Source organism: Candidatus Burkholderia verschuerenii (assembly GCF_001189365.1).
Lineage (GTDB): Bacteria > Pseudomonadota > Gammaproteobacteria > Burkholderiales > Burkholderiaceae > Caballeronia > Caballeronia verschuerenii.
In genome coordinates, this window is the sequence record NZ_LFJJ01000012.1 from 19,398 (window position 1) to 38,154 (window position 18,757).

General features: G+C 63.9%; 19 protein-coding genes and 1 pseudogene. 11 read left to right on the forward strand and 9 right to left on the reverse strand.

Features of this window, described 5'->3' with window-relative positions; all coding sequences use genetic code 11:
• The 7 genes from BVER_RS04575 to BVER_RS32335 form a co-directional block, all read right to left on the reverse strand.
• Positions 1-486: a GNAT family N-acetyltransferase gene (locus tag BVER_RS04575; protein WP_050452275.1), complete on the reverse strand. Its 486-nt coding sequence runs from the start codon at positions 484-486 to the stop codon at positions 1-3.
• On the reverse strand, positions 483-758 hold the full coding sequence (locus BVER_RS04580) for a hypothetical protein (protein ID WP_050452276.1): 276 nt from the start codon (positions 756-758) through the stop codon (positions 483-485). Before BVER_RS04580 ends, BVER_RS04575 begins: the two co-directional genes overlap by 4 nt.
• 67 nt (positions 759-825) lie before the next feature.
• On the reverse strand, positions 826-2,130 hold the full coding sequence (gene moeA / locus BVER_RS04585; protein WP_050452277.1) for a molybdopterin molybdotransferase MoeA: 1,305 nt from the start codon (positions 2,128-2,130) through the stop codon (positions 826-828).
• Positions 2,131-2,240: 110 nt separating this feature from the next.
• Positions 2,241-2,852, reverse strand: a complete 612-nt coding sequence (gene mobA, locus BVER_RS04590) for a molybdenum cofactor guanylyltransferase MobA (RefSeq protein ID WP_050452278.1) — start codon at positions 2,850-2,852, stop codon at positions 2,241-2,243.
• A 15-nt stretch (positions 2,853-2,867) separates the two neighbouring features.
• Positions 2,868-3,974 (reverse strand): GTP 3',8-cyclase MoaA, encoded by a 1,107-nt coding sequence (gene moaA, locus BVER_RS04595; RefSeq protein ID WP_050452279.1) that lies wholly within the window; start codon positions 3,972-3,974, stop codon positions 2,868-2,870.
• Between the two features lie 209 nt (positions 3,975-4,183).
• A complete protein-coding gene (locus BVER_RS04600; RefSeq protein WP_050452280.1) occupies positions 4,184-7,504 on the reverse strand; it encodes an Rne/Rng family ribonuclease in 3,321 nt (1,106 codons plus the stop codon).
• Between the two features lie 648 nt (positions 7,505-8,152).
• Positions 8,153-8,500, reverse strand: coding sequence for a hypothetical protein (locus BVER_RS32335; protein WP_198155156.1), 348 nt, complete (start codon positions 8,498-8,500; stop codon positions 8,153-8,155).
• Between BVER_RS32335 and rluC the strand changes: the two genes are divergently transcribed.
• Genes rluC through BVER_RS04620 form a run of 4 tightly spaced genes read left to right on the forward strand, consistent with a single transcriptional unit; the run spans position 8,409 to position 11,517 of the window.
• Entirely contained in the window at positions 8,409-9,407 is a 999-nt protein-coding gene (gene rluC, locus BVER_RS04605; RefSeq protein ID WP_050452281.1) for a 23S rRNA pseudouridine(955/2504/2580) synthase RluC, read from the forward strand. The two genes, BVER_RS32335 and rluC, sit on opposite strands and share 92 nt — an antisense overlap.
• A 15-nt stretch (positions 9,408-9,422) precedes the next feature.
• Complete coding sequence (locus BVER_RS04610) at positions 9,423-10,082, forward strand: HAD-IA family hydrolase (protein ID WP_050452282.1); 660 nt, start codon at positions 9,423-9,425, stop codon at positions 10,080-10,082.
• Positions 10,079-10,468 carry a Rieske (2Fe-2S) protein gene (locus BVER_RS04615; RefSeq protein WP_050452283.1) on the forward strand — a complete coding sequence of 130 codons (390 nt, stop codon included), beginning with the start codon at positions 10,079-10,081 and terminating at the stop codon, positions 10,466-10,468. Before BVER_RS04610 ends, BVER_RS04615 begins: the two co-directional genes overlap by 4 nt.
• A 23-nt stretch (positions 10,469-10,491) precedes the next feature.
• Positions 10,492-11,517 (forward strand): S49 family peptidase, encoded by a 1,026-nt coding sequence (locus BVER_RS04620; protein ID WP_050452284.1) that lies wholly within the window; start codon positions 10,492-10,494, stop codon positions 11,515-11,517.
• A gap of 12 nt (positions 11,518-11,529) precedes the next feature.
• Here the strand turns inward: BVER_RS04620 and BVER_RS04625 are convergent, their stop codons facing one another.
• Both BVER_RS04625 and BVER_RS04630 read right to left on the reverse strand, forming a co-directional pair.
• Positions 11,530-12,252, reverse strand: coding sequence for an SAM-dependent methyltransferase (locus tag BVER_RS04625; protein ID WP_050452285.1), 723 nt, complete (start codon positions 12,250-12,252; stop codon positions 11,530-11,532).
• Complete coding sequence (locus tag BVER_RS04630; protein WP_050452305.1) at positions 12,249-12,851, reverse strand: Maf-like protein; 603 nt, start codon at positions 12,849-12,851, stop codon at positions 12,249-12,251. Before BVER_RS04630 ends, BVER_RS04625 begins: the two co-directional genes overlap by 4 nt.
• 356 nt (positions 12,852-13,207) lie before the next feature.
• Between BVER_RS04630 and BVER_RS04635 the strand changes: the two are divergent.
• The 7 genes and pseudogenes from BVER_RS04635 (at position 13,208) to acpP (ending at position 18,693) form a co-directional block, all read left to right on the forward strand.
• Positions 13,208-13,827, forward strand: a pseudogene (locus tag BVER_RS04635) (DUF177 domain-containing protein).
• A gap of 135 nt (positions 13,828-13,962) precedes the next feature.
• Positions 13,963-14,142: a 50S ribosomal protein L32 gene (rpmF, locus tag BVER_RS04640; RefSeq protein WP_014191965.1), complete on the forward strand. Its 180-nt coding sequence runs from the start codon at positions 13,963-13,965 to the stop codon at positions 14,140-14,142.
• A gap of 135 nt (positions 14,143-14,277) precedes the next feature.
• On the forward strand, positions 14,278-15,411 hold the full coding sequence (gene plsX, locus BVER_RS04645; RefSeq protein WP_050452286.1) for a phosphate acyltransferase PlsX: 1,134 nt from the start codon (positions 14,278-14,280) through the stop codon (positions 15,409-15,411).
• Positions 15,411-16,400 (forward strand): beta-ketoacyl-ACP synthase III, encoded by a 990-nt coding sequence (locus BVER_RS04650; protein WP_050452287.1) that lies wholly within the window; start codon positions 15,411-15,413, stop codon positions 16,398-16,400. The genes plsX and BVER_RS04650 overlap by 1 nt, the downstream gene beginning before the upstream one ends.
• Before the next feature lie 119 nt (positions 16,401-16,519).
• Positions 16,520-17,452, forward strand: coding sequence for an ACP S-malonyltransferase (fabD, locus tag BVER_RS04655; protein ID WP_050452288.1), 933 nt, complete (start codon positions 16,520-16,522; stop codon positions 17,450-17,452).
• 11 nt (positions 17,453-17,463) lie between these two features.
• Positions 17,464-18,204 carry a 3-oxoacyl-ACP reductase FabG gene (gene fabG / locus BVER_RS04660; protein WP_050452289.1) on the forward strand — a complete coding sequence of 247 codons (741 nt, stop codon included), beginning with the start codon at positions 17,464-17,466 and terminating at the stop codon, positions 18,202-18,204.
• A gap of 249 nt (positions 18,205-18,453) precedes the next feature.
• Positions 18,454-18,693 (forward strand): acyl carrier protein, encoded by a 240-nt coding sequence (gene acpP, locus BVER_RS04665; protein ID WP_004197638.1) that lies wholly within the window; start codon positions 18,454-18,456, stop codon positions 18,691-18,693.
• The last annotated feature ends 64 nt before the right edge of the window (positions 18,694-18,757 follow it).

Genomic DNA, 18,757 nt, shown 5'->3' on the forward strand with positions numbered 1-18,757 from the left:
TTACTTCGGGGCGGCGAGCTTGTCGAGCGCGTCGCCCGTGATCCGCACGATGCGCCAGTCGGGCAGCACCGTCGCGTCCATCTTTTCGTAAAAGTCGATGGCGTTCTGATTCCAGTCGAGCACGGACCATTCGAAACGTCCGCATTGCCGCTCGACCGCCAGTTCCGCGAGTTTCTTCAGCATCATCGTGCCGAGTCCGCTACCGCGCAGTGTCGGGCGCACGTAGAGGTCTTCGAGATACAGACCGCGTTTGCCGAGGAAGGTCGAGAAGTTATGGAAGAACAGCGCGTAGCTGACGACTTCACCGTCCTGAACCGCGACCAGCGCTTCCGCCGAAGGACGCGCGCCGAACAGCGCGTCGTGCACGCCTTCCTTCGTCGCGACAAACAGATGCGTGAGCTTCTCGAATTCCGCGAGTTCGTACATCAGCGCGCAGATCGCGCCGACGTCGGCGGGCGTGGCAGGGCGAATCGACGGGACGCTCATCCTTCCTCCGTCGCATCGGTCAGGACGATCTCGATGCCGCCGAAGCGCGAGGCCACCCAGTTGTACGCGTGGCACGCGATCCACAACAGGATGAAGCCGAGGATCGCGTTGAGCAGCAGCGCGCTCGTGACGGTGCTCACTTCCACCGAGCCGTATCGCACGAACGCGACCACCACGCCGAGCAGCACGATCGGCACGCTGAAGGTGAGGTACACGAGGATCAACGCCTTGGCCGTCGGTCCCGGTGCGATGGATGAAATCTGCTTTTTCATAGAGGTAAAGCCCCGTCTATCGCTGAGATGGAATCATTGTTTCGATATCGCTCGATGAGCGTGCAGGTCAGATCAGGCCGTCGAACGGCACGATCTCGACCTCGTCTCCGATGTCCGCGTCGCCTCGCGCGTGGTCGAGCACGATGAAGCAATTGGCTTCGCTCATCGAACTCAGCACGCCCGAGCCTTGCGGACCGGTCGTGACGACGCTCCAGTTGCCGTCGTCATGACGCGTCGCGATGCCGCGCTGAAACTCGGTGCGGCCCGCGCGTTTCTTCATCGGCCCGGCGCATACCGCGCGGATGCGCAGCGACGGTACACGGGTTGCGCCCGACATCGCGAGCAATGCTTCGCGCACGATGAAGTAGAACGTCGCCATTACCGCGACCGGATTGCCCGGCAAGCCGAAAAACAGCGCCGACTCGCCCGTGCCCGGGCGCGTGCCCGACCACAGGCGGCCGAAGGCGAGCGGACGGCCGGGGCGCATCGCGATTTTCCAGAACGCGACGTCGCCGAGCGAGTTCATCAGCTCGCGCGTGAAGTCCGCATCGCCGACCGATACGCCGCCCGAGCTGATGACCACGTCCGCCGCCTGCGTCGCCTCCCGCAACGCATTTTCCAGCGACGCGCGATCGTCGCGCACGATGCCCAGATCGATCGTCGCGACGCCCAGACGTTTGAGCATCGCGAACAGCGTGTAGCGATTGCTGTCGTAGAGCGTGCCGGGCGCGAGCGTTTCGCCGACAGAGCGCAGTTCGTCGCCCGTCGAAAAGAACGCGACCGTGAGCCGCTTGAACACGGCGACATCGGCGATGCCGAGCGACGCCAGCAAGCCGAGGTCCGATGCGCGCACGATGCGTCCCGCGCGCCGCGCCGGATTGCCGCGCGCCAGATCCTCGCCCGACAGACGGCGATTTTGTCCGGGACGCACGGCGGACGTCGCGAAGCGGATTGCATCGCCGTCGCGCGTGATGAGCTCTTGCGGCACGACCGTGTCGCAGCCCGGCGGCATCAGCGCGCCGGTCATGATGCGCACGCATTGATCGGCGCGCGGCGCGTCGTCGAACGGACGGCCGGCGAAGGCCGTGCCCGCGACGCGCAGATCGACCGTCGCGCCGCCGCCCGCGAGCGCGCCGCCCGCGAAGGCGTAACCGTCCATCGCGGAGTTGTCGAAGGCGGGCACGTCGATGGGCGAAATCACGTCTTCGGCCAGCACGCGATCCAGCGCATCGAACAGACCGACGCGTTCCACCCGCGATTCGCCCGCGCGCGGCAGCGCCCACTGACGGACGATTTCCTGCGCGGCCTCGACGGGCAAGGCGTTGGGATCGTAGTCGGTGACGCAACCGGAAAGAGGCTTGGACGTGATCATGAGTGGGAGTGGGTCGCGGACGTGAGCCGGGCGAAGATGCTGCGGCCGGGCTATCCGAGCGTAGCGATGGAATGCGTCAGCGGCTTGTCACGATGGCGGCGCGGCCTTGGCTAGTCGCGCTCCAGCTCGGCCAGCTGGTGCAAATCATTGATATTGTAAAACGCACGATCATCGGGAAATGGGACTTCGACCGCCTTGTGGCTTGCGTACCACGCGCGAACCTTGCGTTCGCCGGCGGCGAGCCACGCGTCGAGATCGTCGGCAAGCGAGGTGCGCAGTAGCGCGAACACCGGATGCGCGATGCGCGCGCCGGCGTGCGTTGTCGCGGCGTAGGCGATGTCGGTGTTCGCGTCGTGCAGCGCCTGCATCAGCGTGACGGCGAGCCGCGTATCGACGAAGGGCGCATCGCAGGGCGCGCTCAGGACGAACTCGGTGTGCGCGGCGCGCAATGCGGCGGCGATGCCTGCCAGCGGGCCGGGATAATCGTCGAGCGTATCGGCGATCACCGTCGCGCCGAACGCAGCGCCGATCCGTTCGTACTCCACGATGGACCGATTCGCGCTGATCAGCATCGCGCCGGCTTGCGGCGCGAGACGGCGCAGCACATGCAGCGCGAGCGGTTCGCCGCGAAACGGCTGTATGCCCTTGTCGACGCCGCCCATGCGCGAGCCGCGTCCGCCCGCGAGCAGCAGGCCGGTGAGGTTCGAAGTGGGGAAAGCCATCGTGCGCGGTCCCGGTTAGCCGCCGATGTACGACATCTCGATGCGCGGCGCATCCTCGTCCGCCGTGCCCGATGCACTGCCGCGCAGTTGCGAATAGCGATCGCCGCGCGCCTGCCAAATGTGTGCGATGGCGGCGGCGACGTCATCGTCGCTGGCGCCGCTGCGGATCAGGCCGCGCAGATCGTGCCCGGCGCTGGCGAACAGGCACAGGTACAACTTGCCTTCGGTCGACAGACGCGCCCGCGTGCAATCGCCGCAAAACGCGCGCGTCAAGCTCGAAATCACGCCGATTTCGCCGCTGCCGTCCTGATAGCCCCAGCGCTGCGCGGTTTCGGCGGCGGAATACGCGTCGAGCGGCGCGAGCGGAAAGTGCAGATCGATGCGTTCGACGACCTGCGCCGAAGGCAGCACTTCGCTCATGTTCCAGCCGTTGGACGCGCCGACATCCATATATTCGATGAATCGCAGGACCGCGCCGCTGCCTTTGAACAGCCGAGCCATCGGCACGATTTCCTGATCGTTGGTGCCGCGCTTGACGACCATGTTGATCTTGACCGGATCGAGCCCGACCGCCTGCGCGGTTTCGATGCCGTTCAGCACATCGGCGACGGCGAAATCGGCGTCGTTCATGCGGCGGAAGAGCGCGTCGTCGAGCGCGTCGAGACTCACGGTCACGCGCGACAAACCCGCGTTTTTCAGAGACTGCGCCTTGCGCGCGAGCAGCGAACCGTTGGTCGTCAGCGTCAGATCGAGCGGACGGCCTTCCGGCGTGCGCAGCAACGCAAGCCGCTCGATCAGATATTCGATGTTCTTGCGCAGCAGCGGCTCGCCGCCGGTCAGACGGATTTTCTCGACGCCATGCGCGACGAACACGCGCGCCAGCCGCTCGATTTCCTCGAAAGACAGCAGCGCCGCGTGCGGCAGAAACTGATAGTTCTTGTCGAAGACTTCGCGCGGCATGCAGTACACGCAGCGGAAATTGCAACGATCCGTCACCGAGATGCGCAAATCGCGCAGCGGCCGCGCGAGCGTGTCCGTCAGCAGCCCGGACGGCGACGCCGCGACGCCGGAAAAGTCCGGAATCGCGCTGATGTCGGCGAGAGGGATGATGCGTCGGGACATGAAAACTCGGGTGTGTTTAAAACTGTAATCAGAAGTTCATTTTAACGGATGCGGCCTTTCCGGGTTATCGGCCGGGCGGGTCCACATCCTCAGGCTTTTACCTACTGCGCGTCCTATTCGAAGCGCAAAAAAAGCGCCATCGACGTGAATTGACGGCGCTTTCGTCCCGCTGGCGAGCGCGGCCGATGCTTCCGGCCGCGCGCTCCCGCTTAGTGCAGGGTCTTGCTGGTTTCGACTTGCTGCATCGGCGTCGGATCGACCGGCGGCAAAGCCTTGCGCTCACGCGGCACGCGGATCGGCGCCGGTTCGCGCGCGGCCGCGGCGCTTGCTTCCGCCAGCTTGCTCGCGTCGGTGTTGACCCAGACGAGGCCAGCGTTTTCCAGCATCGGCTGCAGCGTTTCCGGCGTCATCGACGGTGCGACGCGCGCGGTACGCGGTGCTTCCACCGGTTGCGGCACCGGCTCGAACGCCTTCACCGGCTCCGATTCGATCGCCACCGGCGCGGGTTCAGGCGCTTTCGGCGTCGTTTCCGCGATCGGAGCGATCGGAGCGATCGGCTCGAGCGGCTCGAGCGGCTCGAGCGGCTCGAGCGGTGCGACGGCCGTGGCTTCAGGCGTCGGTGCGACTGCCGCCGTCTTCACCGGTTCGACTGCCTCGGCGATGGTTTCCACCGGCTTCGGCGCTTCTTCGATGGCTGCGGGCGTCGGCGTAACGTCGGCAGGCGCGGCAGGTTCGAACGGATCGGCGGCCTTGGTTTCCGCGACCTTCGGCGTCGGGCCGAACGGGTTGTCGATCGACGGCGCGGCGCTAGGTTTGGCGAAGAACTCGGGCGCCTGTTCGGGCGTCTGGAGCTTCGCTTCGACCGGCTCGGCTTGCGGCTGGGCCACAGGCGCGGGCGCGGCTTCCGGGGTTGCCGGAGCGTCGATCGGCTGCACGGCGACCGGCGTCGTTTCCACCGGTTTCACTTCGACATGCTCGACTTGCTCGACAGGCGCTTGCGGCGCTTGCGGAGTGACAGCCGGACGCGGCTCGCGACGCGCGGCGGCTTCCTGCGCGGCCTCGGCATCGAACACGCCGGCTTGCGCCAACAGGCTTTCGGCCGAACCTTCGGCTTCCGCGACGTCTGCCGCGTGATTCACCGTCATGCCATCTTCTTCGCGCTCGCGACGGCCGCCACGACGGCCACGGCGACGACGACGGCGTTCTTCACCGTCACGCGCTTCCGCGGACGTCGGATCCACGCCGGCTTGCATCGTGTCGACATCGAGCTGCGCGGCTTCGACGATTTCCGACGGCACCGTTTCGCCTTGCGTCAATGCTTCGACGGCTGCATCCGGTTGCGGCTTGCGGCGCTCGCCGCGTTCCACACGCTCGGCGCGATCGGGACGCTCACGGCGTTCCTGACGCTCGCCGCCTTCCTGACGCGGAGCGCGTTCGCGCGGCTCGCGGTTTTCACGCAGCTCGCGTGCCTCGCGCGGTTCACGTGCCTCGCGTGCTTCACGCGGCTCGCGAGTCTCACGCGGTTCGCGTGCTTCACGCGGCTCGCGGCCTTCGCGACCGCCACGCGCTTCGCGATCCTCGCGTCGCTGACCTTGACGGCCCGCGCCATTGCCACCCGTGCCACCCGTGCCGCCAGCGGCTGCGCCTGCTGCCGCGCCATCGCGACTTGCATTGCCGCCACGGCGATTGCGGTTGCGATCGCCGCCGCCCGTGCGCTCGGTGCGCTCGCGTTGCGGCTTCTGAACCGGTTGCGCCTCGACCGACGCGGGTGCCGGCGGCTGGACGGCCGGCTGCATGCCCAACAGATTCTTGATCCACGCAAAGAAACCGCCGCTCGCCGGAACCGGCGTCGGAGCGGGCGCGGGCGCGGCTTCGACCGGAGCCGGCTTGACCGGCGCGCTCGGCGCGGGCTTTTCGGGCGTGATGCCCTTGACCGCCGCTTCCTGCTTCGGCTTCACTTCTTCGGCGCGCTTGCTGTAGCCGGTTTCCGATTCGAGTTCGGTCGCGGCTTCGACGGCCATCTTCCACGACGCGCGCGGATCGTCCAGACGTGCGTCATCGTGACGCAGGCGCTCCAGCTTGTAGTGCGGCGTCTCCAGATGCTTGTTCGGGATTAGGACGACGTTGACCTTGAAGCGCGACTCGATCTTGTTGATTTCCGAGCGCTTTTCGTTCAGCAGGAAGGCGGTGACTTCGACCGGCACCTGGCAATGGATCGCCGCGGTGTTTTCCTTCATCGCTTCTTCCTGAATGATCCGCAGCACTTGCAGTGCGGACGATTCGGTATCGCGGATATGACCCGTGCCGTTACAACGCGGGCAGGTCACATGGCTGCCTTCCGACAGCGCCGGACGCAGGCGCTGACGCGACAATTCCATCAGGCCGAAGCGCGAAATCTTGCCCATTTGTACGCGGGCGCGATCGTGCTTGAGCGCATCTTTTAGGCGTTGCTCGACTTCGCGCTGGCTCTTGGCCGACTCCATGTCGATGAAGTCGATCACGATCAGACCGCCCAGATCGCGCAGACGAAGCTGACGCGCGACTTCGTCGGCGGCTTCGAGGTTGGTGCGCGTGGCGGTTTCCTCGATGTCCGCGCCCTTGGTCGCGCGAGCCGAGTTCACGTCGATGGCGACGAGCGCCTCGGTGTGATCGATCACGATCGCGCCGCCCGAAGGCAGCGGCACCGTGCGCGAGTACGCCGTTTCGATCTGATGCTCGATCTGGAAGCGCGAGAACAGCGGCACGTCGTCGTGATAGCGCTTCACCTTCTGCAGGTTGTCGGGCATCACGATATCCATGAAGGCGCGCGCCTGATCATGGATTTCGGTCGTATCGATGAGAATTTCGCCGATATCCGGCTGGAAATAGTCGCGAATCGCGCGGATGACGAGGCTTGATTCGAGATAAATCAGCATCGGCTGACCGGCGACGCCGCTCTGCGACGCGGCTTCGATCGCGCGCCACAGTTGCATCAGGTAGTTCAGGTCCCACTGCAGCTCTTCCGCCGAACGGCCGATACCAGCCGTACGCGCGATGATGCTCATGCCTTCCGGCAATTCGAGCTGCGCCATCGTTTCGCGCAGTTCCTGCCGCTCGTCGCCTTCGATGCGGCGCGACACGCCGCCGCCGCGCGGATTGTTCGGCATCAGCACGAGGTAACGGCCGGCCAGCGAAATGAACGTGGTCAGCGCCGCGCCCTTGTTGCCGCGCTCTTCCTTCTCGACCTGAACGATCAGTTCCTGGCCTTCGCGCAGCGCGTCCTGGATGCGCGCGGAACGCATCTCGACGCCGTCGCGGAAATACTGGCGGGCGACTTCCTTGAACGGCAGAAAACCGTGGCGGTCTTCGCCGTAATTGACGAAACAGGCTTCGAGCGACGGCTCGATGCGGGTAACGACTCCCTTGTAGATATTGCCTTTGCGCTGTTCGCGCCCGGCGGTTTCGATGTCGATGTCGATGAGCTTCTGCCCATCGACGATGGCGACGCGCAATTCTTCTTGCTGCGTCGCGTTAAACAGCATGCGTTTCATGAAACGGCTCCAGAGTGACTCCGCGTTCCCTCGTCATGCGAATCGGCGTCGGTGACGAAAACGTCACGCGCGCGAAGCGGGAAGGTGGGCGTGCCACGCTTTTTTGTGTGTTGTCACAAAGCACGCTGGAGCGGGACTTCTGGCGGGAGAATTGCCGAAAGCAGGCACACGACGCCCGCGAAAACGACGCAGCGGCGGTGCCGTGGGGCACATGCGAACGATCGAGGAGACGCCGACGCGGCGTTTTGCGCGGCTGAGGATGAACGGCGGCGCGGCAGTTTCCACGTCTCAAAAATAGACGCGCCAAAACCGGGGCGCTCTTGCAATTCCTGACCCTCCCGACGGCGGCGGCAAAGTTCGGGCGTTGCAGGCGGCTTCGCGCAAACTGTCGCGATGCTTCACCTCCTGCCTTGCCTGTCTTACCTTTGCGGCCCCGCCGCGCTGGCGGGACCTCGGGCTGGTGTGCTCCCGTGGTCCGACCGTGTCTCGCGTCATTGCAACGTTGTCGCGCTTCGCAGCAATCAGCGCCGCAGCGATTTCGTTGTCGATTGTTCGCAAATCCGGCGAGTCGTGATTGCCTGATTCTCCCGCTCGATGGCCGGGTTGAATCAGGCGAACGTCCGGTTCAAACATCCGGACGTGCCACGTCTAGCCGATAAAATTCTTTTTGACCAAAAATCCGTTACCGTCAGCGATCGACACGACCGAACGTGCCTGTGGGCTCCGTCCTTGCCGGTGATATCGCCGTGCGTGCAACTCGTCGCTCATTTCCTGGGTGAGCAACCGGCCCTGGGCGCAAGTAAAATGATGGTTTATCGCTTGCGCCGTTACAGTCTGATAAATCGCGGTCCATGCTTGATCTAAAGCATCGACCTTTTCAGGCTGCTCGCAAATTATATTCAGAATGAATGAGTTAGGCAAAACATCCCATAAACAGGTCGCGAGCGAACAGGTGTCGATGATCGAAGTCGACGAAACCGCCGCCGGCCAGCGCATCGATAATTTCCTGTTGCGCGTCTGCAAGGGTGTGCCCAAGAGCCACATTTACCGGATTCTCCGCAGCGGCGAAGTCCGCGTGAACAAGGGACGGATCGACTCCGCCTATCGCCTGGAAATGGGCGATCTGGTGCGCGTGCCGCCCATTCGCGTCGCGCAGCCGGACGATCCGCCGGTTTCATCGAACGCGCCCGCCGCCGAATTCCCGATCATGTTCGAAGACGATCATCTGATCGTGATCGACAAGCCGTCGGGCGTGGCGGTGCACGGCGGCAGCGGCGTCGCGTTCGGCGTGATCGAGCAATTGCGCAACGCGCGGCCGCACGCGAAGTTTCTGGAGCTGGTGCATCGGCTGGACCGGGAAACGTCCGGCGTGCTGATGCTCGCCAAGAAGCGCGCGGCGCTCGTCGATCTGCACGAGCAGATTCGCGAAAATCGCATCGACAAGCGTTATTACGCCGTGGGTTACGGCGACTGGCAGAGCGATTGGGGCCGTCGTCGCGTGGTCAAGGCGCCGCTGCACAAATATGTGGCGGCGGACGGCGAGCGGCGCGTGCGGATTCAGGAAAACGGCCTGCCGTCGCATACGGTGTTCAATCTGATCGAGCGCTGGGACAATTACGCGTGGGTCGAGGCGGAACTGAAGACCGGGCGCACGCACCAGATTCGCGTGCACATGGCGAGCATCGGCCTGCCGATCGCGGGCGACGCCAAGTACGGCGATTTCGCGCTGAACAAGGATCTGGCGCGGCCGAGCGCGAAACCGGGCCTGAAACGCATGTTTTTGCACGCGTATCGGCTGAAAATCACGCATCCGGCGACGGGCGAGCCGCTGCAGCTCGAAGCGCCGTTGCCGGCGGAATGCCGGCGCTTCCTCGATCAACTCAAGCAATCAAACCAAGACTAACGAGAGACACCCTAAATGGCGCGGCAGCAATTCGATCTGATCGTTTTCGACTGGGATAGCACTTTGATGGATTCGACCGCGCACATCACGCGCAGCATCCAGGCGGCGTGCCGCGATCTGGGGCTGCCGGTGCCGGCCGATGAATCGGCAAGCTACGTGATCGGCCTGGGCCTCAAGGACGCGCTGCAAATTTGCGCGCCGACGCTCGCGCCGGCGGATTATCCGCGCCTGGCGGAGCGCTATCGCTTCCATTTCCTGACGATGGGCCAGAAAACCGAACTCTTCGACGGCGTGCGCGAACTGCTTCAGGAATTGCGTGAGCAGGGCTATTTTCTGGCGGTCGCGACGGGAAAAAGCCGCGTCGGGCTGAATCGCGCGCTCGACGAAGTGCGGCTCACCAGCGCCTTCGACAGCACGCGCTGCGCCGACGAAACCTTCTCCAAGCCGCATCCCGCCATGCTTCACGAACTCACGCGCGAACTCGGTCAGGACCTCACGCGCACGGTGATGATCGGCGACACCACGCACGACCTGCAAATGGCGATCAACGTGGGCGCGGCGGGCATCGGCGTCGGGTACGGCGCGCATCCGGCGGATTCGCTGGCGGCGCTGGAGCCGAAGTTCTGCGCGGACAGCATCGCGTCGCTGGCGGGCTGGCTGCGGGAGCACGCATGAGCGAGCAGCAGACGCGCGACGCGGTGCGGGTGTGCGCATCGGACGAACTGGTCGACGGCGGCGCGGGCGTGCGCGTGAATGCTGCGGAGGCGAGCGGCGATGCGGTAGTCTTCTTCGTGCGCTACGACGGCAAGCCTTTCGGCTACCTGAACCGCTGCGCGCATGTGCCGATGGAGCTCGACTGGGTCGAAGGCCAGTTCTTCGAAAGCTCGGGGCTCTATCTGATGTGCGCGACGCACGGCGCGATCTACGAGCCGGATTCCGGCAAATGCGTCGGCGGGCCGTGCCGGGGCGCGCGGCTGCGGGCCGTCGATGTCGAGGAGCGCGATACGCCGGAAGGGCGCGCGGTCTTCTGGCTGCCGGACGAAACGCTGCGTTCCGCCTGATTTTTTCAACTTCATAACCACGCATGTCCGACAACTTTCCGCCCGAATCACCCGAATCACCCGAATCACCCGAATCACCCGAATCACCCGAGTCACGCCAGGCGCCCGCGCGCCGCGACAACTGGGAGCGCGAGGCGCTCGAACGCATCGCGATGGCCGCGATTCGCGAGCAGCGCACGGCGCGCCGCTGGCGCATCTTTTTCCGCTTCGTGTTTCTCGGCGTGATCGCTGCGGTGGCGTGGGGCGTGTTCGCCTTTTCGGGCGATCGCGTCGCCAAGGCCGAAAAGCACACGGCCCTGATCGATCTGCAAGGCGAAATCTCCGCCAACGGCGACGCCAGCGCCGACAACATCGACGGCGCGCTGGAAGCCGCGTTCGAAGACGAAGGCACGGCGGGCGTGATTTTGCTCATCAATAGTCCGGGCGGCAGTCCGGTGCAGGCGGGCATCATCTATCGCGATATTCGCCGTTTGCGCGCGAAATATCCGAAAACGCCGCTGTACGTGGTCGTCGACGATATGTGCGCGTCGGGCGGCTATTACGTCGCGGCGGCGGCGGACAAGATTTATGTCGATAAGGCGAGCATCGTCGGCTCGATCGGCGTGCTGATGGACGGCTTCGGCTTCACCGGGCTGATGGACAAGCTCGGCATCCAGCGCCGCATGCACACGGCGGGCGCGAACAAAGGCGCGTTCGATCCGTTCTCACCCGAAACGCCGACCATGACCGCGCACGCGCAGGAAATGCTCGACCAGATTCACGCGCAGTTCATCGACGCGGTGAAGCAAGGTCGCGGCAATCGCCTGAAAGACGATCCGGACCTGTTCTCCGGCGAGTTCTGGACCGGCGAGAAGGGCGTTGAACTCGGTCTCGCCGATGGCTTCGGCGACGCCAATTACGTCGCGCGCGAGATCATCAAGCAGCCGGATATCGTCGATTACACGCAGAAGGAAAGCATCAGCGAGCGCGTGGTGAAGCGCTTCGGCGCATCCATCGGTGACGCCGCCGTGCGTGCGCTCACGCTCGGCGACAAGGTGCACATCCGCTAAACGCGCGAAAGGCTACGACGCCAGCAGCAGGAAGATTGCCGGGCGCTGCTTGTGCAGGTCCGGTGCGCTGGCCTTCTTCCAGTCCGATGCCGTGCGCGTGACGATGGTTTCCGCCGGCAAGGTCAGATCGACGGCGACGCAAATCAGCGTCGAAGGCGCGCAAGTCGCGATCAGCGTGTCGAGCATCGCGCGATTGCGATAGGGCGTTTCGATGAAAATCTGCGTCTGATTGGCTTTGCGCGAAAGCTGCTCGAGTTCGCGCAGACGCTTGCTGCGCTCGCCCGCATCGACGGGCAAATAACCGTTGAACGCGAAGCTCTGGCCGTTCATGCCCGATGCCATCAGCGCGAGCAGAATCGAGCTCGGGCCGACGAACGGCACCACTTTCACGCCTTTCTGATGCGCGCGCCGCACCAGCAGCGCGCCGGGATCGGCGACGGCGGGACAGTCTGCTTCCGACACCAGGCCCGCATCCGCGCCCGCGAGAATCGGCGCCAGCAGCCGGTCGATTTCGGCGGGCGGCGTGTTCACGTTCAATTCGCGCACGTCGATTTCCTGAATCGACCGCGTCGTGCCGACTTTCTTCAAAAACGCGCGCGTCGTCTTGGTGTTTTCGCCGATGTAGTAGCCGAGCGCCGCCGCCTGCGCGCGCACCGGTTCGGGCAGGACCTGGGCGAGCGCTTCGGCGTCGCCGTCGCCCAGCGTGTTGGGGATCAGATAGAGAACGCCGCTCATGCTGCCCCCAGAATGGAAAAGCCCGCTGTGCGCAGCATGCGCGACAGTTCGATCAGCGGCAAGCCGATCAGCGCGGTCGGATCGTCGGATTCGATCGCGTCGAGCAACGCGATGCCCAGTCCTTCCGCCTTCGCGCTGCTCGCGCAGTCGTACGGCGTTTCGGCGCGCAGATAGGTTTCGATTTCGTCGTCGGAATAGTGGCGAAAACGCACGCGCGTGACGATATCCGCTGACTGGACGCGATCCGTGCGGCTGTCGAGCAGGCACAGCGCGCTGTGGAATTCGACGGCGCGGCCGCGCATAGCCTGAAGCTGGGCGACGGCCTTCTCGTGCGTGCCGGGCTTGCCGATCTGCCGGCCATCGAAAGTGGCGACCTGATCGGAGCCGATCACGAGCGCGCCCGTCGCGCGGACCGCACGCGCCTTGGCGATCGACAGCCGCAAGGCGGTCTGCTCGGGCGATTCGCCCGCGAGCGGCGTTTCATCGATATTCGGCGAAACGACGTCGAACGGTACGCGCAAGCGCCCGAGCAATTCCCGTCGATAGGGCGAACTGGACGCGAGAATCAGGCGCGGCGGCGTGGAAAAAGGCTCGGACATGAGGAAAAATCGGCAAAAATAGCTGAAAAAGCGACGCGGCGCCAAAGGATTGATGCGCGCATCATAAGTATTTGACTCGAAAGAGTTAAGCCGCTATAATTTTAGGATTTTCATCGGTACATGTATTAAAATTAAATCAAGGCCGATGAATCGATGAAGCCCGGCAGTATGCAATGGCGCGCAACGTACGAGCAGGCAGAATCAGCAAACCCAGCAAGCACGTTAAGCCGGCGACAGGCAACTCCGGGCAAGCACGCCTGACCGAAGCGGCGAGTCAGTGCATACTGAGCACTGACCGCGAATCGAATACCGTTCGCGGAAGCAAGAACCCTAGTACGGCCCATGCAGGAGCGCACATGACTCAGAATCCTGGCAAACCTGTGAGCTCCGCCGATCCGCGCGCGCTCGATCTTTACGAATTCGCGAAGAGCGGCAGGCAGCCGGCGCGCTGCGTGTCTCGCAGATGCCGCGCATGTTAGCCGAAGTGCCGACCGATGCGCCAGAGCGCGACAGCGTGTTCACCTGGCAGGCCGAAGGCTCGACGCAGCCGGAATTGCAGGACGACGGCACCGACGCGCTGCAGCCGTATCTGCGTCTCGCGGTGCACGGGTCGATCTGGCTCACCTGCCAGCGTTGCCTGGCGCCGTATTCGCAGCATCTCGATGTCGACGCGACGTATCGCATCGTGGCGACCGAGGAAGAAGCGGACGAGTTTCCGCTCGATGACGATGAAATCGATGTGATCGTCGGCTCGCGCCAGTTCGATCTCGTCGATCTGATCGAAGAGGAATTGTTGTTGTCCTTGCCGCTCGTGCCCAAGCACAGCGTCTGCCCCGAAGTGCATGAAAGCCTGCTGTCGAATAGCGCGGGCGATGCCGAGGAAGTGGCGGACGAGGCCGGCGAGGACGAAAAACCGAATCCGTTTGCGGTACTGGAGAAGCTCAAGGGGAGCGATCCGGACGGCAAGAAGCACTGATGTAGCGGTGCGGCGAAAGACTGCCGCACGCAACCTCCCGCTTCGAGCGGTGCGGGCCAAGGCGGCCCGGAGGTTCCTCCGCGAACGCGTAGAGAGGCCGTGTGTTAGAATTCGCAAAATTTTTCTGGAGTAGTCATGGCAGTTCAGCAAAACAAGAAGTCGCCGTCGAAGCGCGGCATGCACCGTTCCCACGACTTCCTGACGGGCGCTCCGCTGGCCGTCGAACCGAGCACGGGTGAAGTGCATCTGCGCCACCACGTGAGCCCGAACGGCTACTACCGTGGCAAGAAAGTCGTCAAGACGAAGAACGACTAAGCGTCCATCGCTTGGGCTGCGTGCGCGTCACCCCTTTCCGGTTGTTCGCGCCCGGCACGCTTTGACATTTTCCTGGTACGACAAGAAGGCGGCATTTCACTGCCGCTTTTTTGTGCCTGAAATTCGTCGCTTCCCATGACCGTAAAGATAACCATTGACTGCATGGGAGGCGATCACGGTCCGGCCGTGACTGTTCCCGCCGCCGTCAATTTCGTGCGCGCGCATGCCGACGCGCACCTGATGCTCGTCGGCATCGAGCAGGCGATCCGCGCCCAGCTCAAGAAGTCAAAAGCGCTCGACGAGCCGCGGCTGACTGTCGTCGCCGCATCCGAGGTCGTCGCAATGGACGATCCGGTCGAAGTCGCGCTGCGCAAGAAGAAAGATTCTTCCATGCGCGTCGCGCTCAATCTGGTGAAAGACGGCCAGGCGCAAACCTGCATTTCCGCTGGCAATACCGGCGCGCTCATGGCGGTCTCCCGCTATGTGCTGAAGACGCTCGCCGGTATCGAACGCCCGGCGATCGCGTTCGCCATGCCTAGCCAGAAGGGCTACACCACCGTGCTCGACCTCGGCGCGAACGTCAACTGCGAGCCGGAGCATCTGCTGCAATTCGCCGAGATGGGGCACGCGCTCGTGTCCGCCATCGAAGGGCGCGAGCGTCCGACCATCGGGCTGCTCAATATCGGCGAAGAAGTCATCAAGGGCAACGAAACGATCAAGCGCGCGGGCGAGCTGCTGCGCGCGAGCACGCTCAACTTCTACGGCAACGTGGAAGGCAACGACATCTATAAAGGCACGACGGATGTGGTGGTGTGCGATGGTTTCGTCGGCAATGTCGCGCTGAAGACCTCCGAAGGTCTCGCGAAGATGCTCGCGGACATCATCAAGGAAGAGTTCAGCCGCTCCTTTACGTCGAAGCTGATGGCGCTGGTCGCGATGCCAGTGCTCAAGCGTTTCAAGCGCCGCGTCGATCCCGCGCAGTACAACGGGGCAGCCTTGCTCGGCCTGCGGCATCTCGTCATCAAAAGTCACGGTTCCGCGGAAGCCTTCGGGTTTGAGTGGGCTATCAAACGCGGGTATGATGCCGTCAAAAATGGGGTGCTAGAGCGTCTGGTTCGCGCGATGGAAGAAAACGCGCCATCCGCGCGCCCGGATGAAGCCGCTGCACCCGCATCCGCACCGTCAGGCGACGGCACGGCGTCCGACTCCGTGGCAAAGCAGCCGAACCCGCCGGGCGAGTCCGGTACTGCGCTACACTCGAAGGCATAATGGCTCAAACCAATCAATACGCTCGCGTGCTCGGCACCGGCAGCTATCTGCCGTCCGAACGCGTCATGAATCAGGCATTGGCGGACCGTCTCGCGAAGCAGGGCGTCGAGACGAGCGACGAATGGATCGTCGCGCGCACCGGCATCCACGCTCGCCACTTCGCCGCACCCGATCAAACCACCAGCGATCTCGCGCTCATCGCGTCGCAACGCGCCATCGAAGCGGCTGGCATCGATCCGCAGAGCATCGATCTGATCATCGTGGCGACGTCCACGCCGGACTTCGTGTTTCCGAGTACCGCGTGTCTGCTGCAGAACAAGCTCGGCATCAAGAACAACGGCGCCGCGTTCGACGTGCAGGCGGTGTGCTCCGGTTTCGCATACGGCATCGCGACGGCGGACAGTTTCATTCGCAGCGGTTTGAACCGCACGGCGCTGGTCGTCGGCGCCGAAACGTTCTCGCGCATTCTCGACTTCAACGATCGCACGACGTGCGTGCTGTTCGGCGATGGCGCGGGCGCAGTCGTGCTGCAGGCATCGGACGAACCGGGCGTGCTGTCGAGCGCGCTGCACGCGGACGGCAGCTATTCGGACATTCTCTGCACGCCGGGCAACGTGAACGGCGGCGTGGTGTCGGGCAGCGCGTTCCTGCACATGGACGGTCAGGCGGTCTTCAAGCTCGCCGTCAACGTGCTGGAAAAAGTCGCGATCGAAGTGCTCGACAAGGCGCAACTCACGGCGCAGGACGTCGACTGGCTGATTCCGCATCAGGCGAACATCCGCATCATGCAGAGCACGGCGCGCAAGCTGCATCTGCCGCCGGAGCGCATGGTCGTGACGGTCGGCGAGCACGGCAATACGTCGGCGGCATCGATTCCGCTGGCGCTCGACGTCGCGGTGCGCGATGGCCGCATCAAGCGCGGCGACAACATTCTTATCGAAGGTGTGGGCGGCGGCTTCACCTGGGGCGCGTCGGTCATCCGATTCTGATTCGCTTAATCGACCTCTACCTATTCGTAACTGATCCCTCTTCATCGACGACCTCGCGCGCTGCTCAAGCGCGCGGTCCATGAAGACTTCGCGGATCATTCCAATCCAACGAGGACGAGATGAAATTTGCGTTCGTTTTTCCGGGCCAGGGCTCGCAATCGATCGGCATGTTGAACGCGTTCGCGGATCACGCGATCGTGCGCGAGACGGTGCAGCAAGCTTCCGACGCGCTCGGTCAGGATCTCGGCAAGCTGATCGCCGAAGGCCCGGCCGAAGACCTCAATCTCACGACCAACACGCAGCCCGTCATGCTGACGGCGGCGTACGCGATCTATCGCGTGTGGGAGCAGGAAACGGGACTCAAGCCCGCGATCGTCGCCGGTCACAGCCTCGGTGAATACACCGCGCTGGTCGCGGCGGGCGCGCTGGCGTTCGCGGATGCCGTGCCGCTGGTGCGCTTCCGCGCGCAAGCGATGCAAAGCGCCGTGCCGGTGGGCGTCGGCGGCATGGCCGCGATCCTCGGCCTCGACGACGACACGGTTCGCGCCGTGTGCGCGGAAGCATCGTCGGCGGGTGTGGTCGAAGCGGTGAATTTCAATGCGCCCGCGCAAGTCGTGATCGCCGGTTCGAAGGCGGCGGTCGAGAAAGCGTGCGAAGTCGCCAAGGCGAAGGGCGCGAAGCGCGCGCTGCCGCTGCCGGTTTCCGCGCCTTTCCATTCCTCGCTGCTCAAGCCCGCGTCGGACCAGTTGCGCGAATATCTCGCCCAAGTCGAGATCAAGACGCCGCAGATTCCGCTGATCAATAACATCGACGTGTCGATCGTCTCCGATCCCGCCGCCATCAAGGACGCGCTCGTGCGTCAGGCCGCCGGTCCGGTGCGCTGGGTCGAATGCGTGCAGGCGATGGCGAAGGACGGCGTGACGCACGTTATCGAATGCGGTCCGGGCAAGGTGCTCGCCGGTCTGACGAAGCGTATCGACGGCAATCTGGTCGGTGCCTCGATCGTCGATCCGGCATCGCTCGAAGAAACGCGCAAACTGATCGCCGGTTAAGGAAGAACACCATGAATATGGATAAGCAAGTAGCCATCGTCACGGGCGCATCGCGCGGCATCGGACGCGCGATCGCGCTGGAACTCGCGAAGCAGGGCGCGACGGTGATCGGCACGGCCACGAGCGAAAGCGGCGCGGCTGCGATCAGCGAGGCATTCGCGCAAGCAGGCGCGAAGGGTCGCGGCGCGGTGCTGAACGTGAACGACGCGGCAGCCGCCGACGCGTTCATCGACGCCACCGTAAAGGAATTCGGCGGACTGAACGTTCTCGTCAACAATGCGGGCATCACGAAGGATCAACTCGCGATGCGCATGAAAGATGACGAGTTCGACGCCGTCATCGATACCAATTTGCGTGCGGTATTTCGTCTCTCCCGCGCCGTGCTGCGCCCGATGATGAAGGCTCGCGGCGGCCGCATCATCAACATCACGTCGGTGGTGGGCTCGTCGGGCAATCCGGGGCAGGCGAACTACGCGGCGGCCAAGGCCGGCGTGGCGGGCATGACGCGCGCGCTGGCGCGTGAAATCGGCAGCCGCGGCATTACGGTCAACTGTATCGCGCCCGGTTTCATCGATACCGACATGACCCGCTTGCTGCCCGAAGAGCAGCGTGCCGCGCTGACCACGCAGATTCCGCTCGGCCGTTTGGGCAGCCCGGAAGACATCGCTCACGCCGTCGCGTTTCTTGCCTCGCCGTTCGCCGGATACATCACCGGCACGACGCTGCATGTGAACGGCGGCATGTATATGTAGGGCGTAATAGGCATTTCGCCGTTTTTCACTTAATATCCGCGCCGGGACGGGCGCGCAAAATGCTCGACGGGCACAATGCGCACCGCTTCAGCGCGGCAGAAAAGAAACCTCGCGAACCCGCCGGAAGCCTCTTGATGTAGCGGACCGGACGGTGGAGTCATGGAACTGACGCGCCGTATTTTGCGGGTCCAAACCTGATAAAATGCGCGCACCTGTATTTTTGAACTTTTTTCCCCCTCGGAGGGTTGCATGGACAACATCGAACAGCGCGTCAAGAAGATCGTCGCCGAACAACTGGGCGTGGCGGAAGCCGAAATCAAGAACGAGGCATCGTTCGTGAACGATCTGGGCGCGGACTCGCTCGATACCGTCGAACTGGTGATGGCTCTCGAAGACGAATTCGGCATGGAAATCCCCGATGAAGAGGCCGAGAAGATCACCACGGTTCAACAGGCGATCGACTACGCTCGCGCCAACGTCAAGGCCTAAAGGCCAGACGCGTCAGCGATTCGTGCACTTCAGACTTGAAGGACCGTCGCTGCAAAGACCGTAT

What these genes read in the sequence shown, in the direction of transcription:
- BVER_RS04610 (WP_050452282.1), top strand. Translation starts at nt 9,423, where the DNA reads ATGGCGCGGCAGCAATTCGATCTGATCGTTTTCGACTGGGATAGCACT.
- BVER_RS04580 (WP_050452276.1), bottom strand. Translation starts at nt 758, where the DNA reads ATGAAAAAGCAGATTTCATCCATCGCACCGGGACCGACGGCCAAGGCG.
- fabD (WP_050452288.1), top strand. Translation starts at nt 16,520, where the DNA reads ATGAAATTTGCGTTCGTTTTTCCGGGCCAGGGCTCGCAATCGATCGGC.
- rpmF (WP_014191965.1), top strand. Translation starts at nt 13,963, where the DNA reads ATGGCAGTTCAGCAAAACAAGAAGTCGCCGTCGAAGCGCGGCATGCAC.
- acpP (WP_004197638.1), top strand. Translation starts at nt 18,454, where the DNA reads ATGGACAACATCGAACAGCGCGTCAAGAAGATCGTCGCCGAACAACTG.
- BVER_RS04650 (WP_050452287.1), top strand. Translation starts at nt 15,411, where the DNA reads ATGGCTCAAACCAATCAATACGCTCGCGTGCTCGGCACCGGCAGCTAT.
- fabG (WP_050452289.1), top strand. Translation starts at nt 17,464, where the DNA reads ATGAATATGGATAAGCAAGTAGCCATCGTCACGGGCGCATCGCGCGGC.
- BVER_RS04630 (WP_050452305.1), bottom strand. Translation starts at nt 12,851, where the DNA reads ATGTCCGAGCCTTTTTCCACGCCGCCGCGCCTGATTCTCGCGTCCAGT.
- BVER_RS04600 (WP_050452280.1), bottom strand. Translation starts at nt 7,504, where the DNA reads ATGAAACGCATGCTGTTTAACGCGACGCAGCAAGAAGAATTGCGCGTC.
- rluC (WP_050452281.1), top strand. Translation starts at nt 8,409, where the DNA reads ATGAATGAGTTAGGCAAAACATCCCATAAACAGGTCGCGAGCGAACAG.
- BVER_RS04615 (WP_050452283.1), top strand. Translation starts at nt 10,079, where the DNA reads ATGAGCGAGCAGCAGACGCGCGACGCGGTGCGGGTGTGCGCATCGGAC.
- BVER_RS32335 (WP_198155156.1), bottom strand. Translation starts at nt 8,500, where the DNA reads ATGCGCTGGCCGGCGGCGGTTTCGTCGACTTCGATCATCGACACCTGT.
- BVER_RS04575 (WP_050452275.1), bottom strand. Translation starts at nt 486, where the DNA reads ATGAGCGTCCCGTCGATTCGCCCTGCCACGCCCGCCGACGTCGGCGCG.
- mobA (WP_050452278.1), bottom strand. Translation starts at nt 2,852, where the DNA reads ATGGCTTTCCCCACTTCGAACCTCACCGGCCTGCTGCTCGCGGGCGGA.
- BVER_RS04625 (WP_050452285.1), bottom strand. Translation starts at nt 12,252, where the DNA reads ATGAGCGGCGTTCTCTATCTGATCCCCAACACGCTGGGCGACGGCGAC.
- plsX (WP_050452286.1), top strand. Translation starts at nt 14,278, where the DNA reads ATGACCGTAAAGATAACCATTGACTGCATGGGAGGCGATCACGGTCCG.
- moaA (WP_050452279.1), bottom strand. Translation starts at nt 3,974, where the DNA reads ATGTCCCGACGCATCATCCCTCTCGCCGACATCAGCGCGATTCCGGAC.
- BVER_RS04620 (WP_050452284.1), top strand. Translation starts at nt 10,492, where the DNA reads ATGTCCGACAACTTTCCGCCCGAATCACCCGAATCACCCGAATCACCC.
- moeA (WP_050452277.1), bottom strand. Translation starts at nt 2,130, where the DNA reads ATGATCACGTCCAAGCCTCTTTCCGGTTGCGTCACCGACTACGATCCC.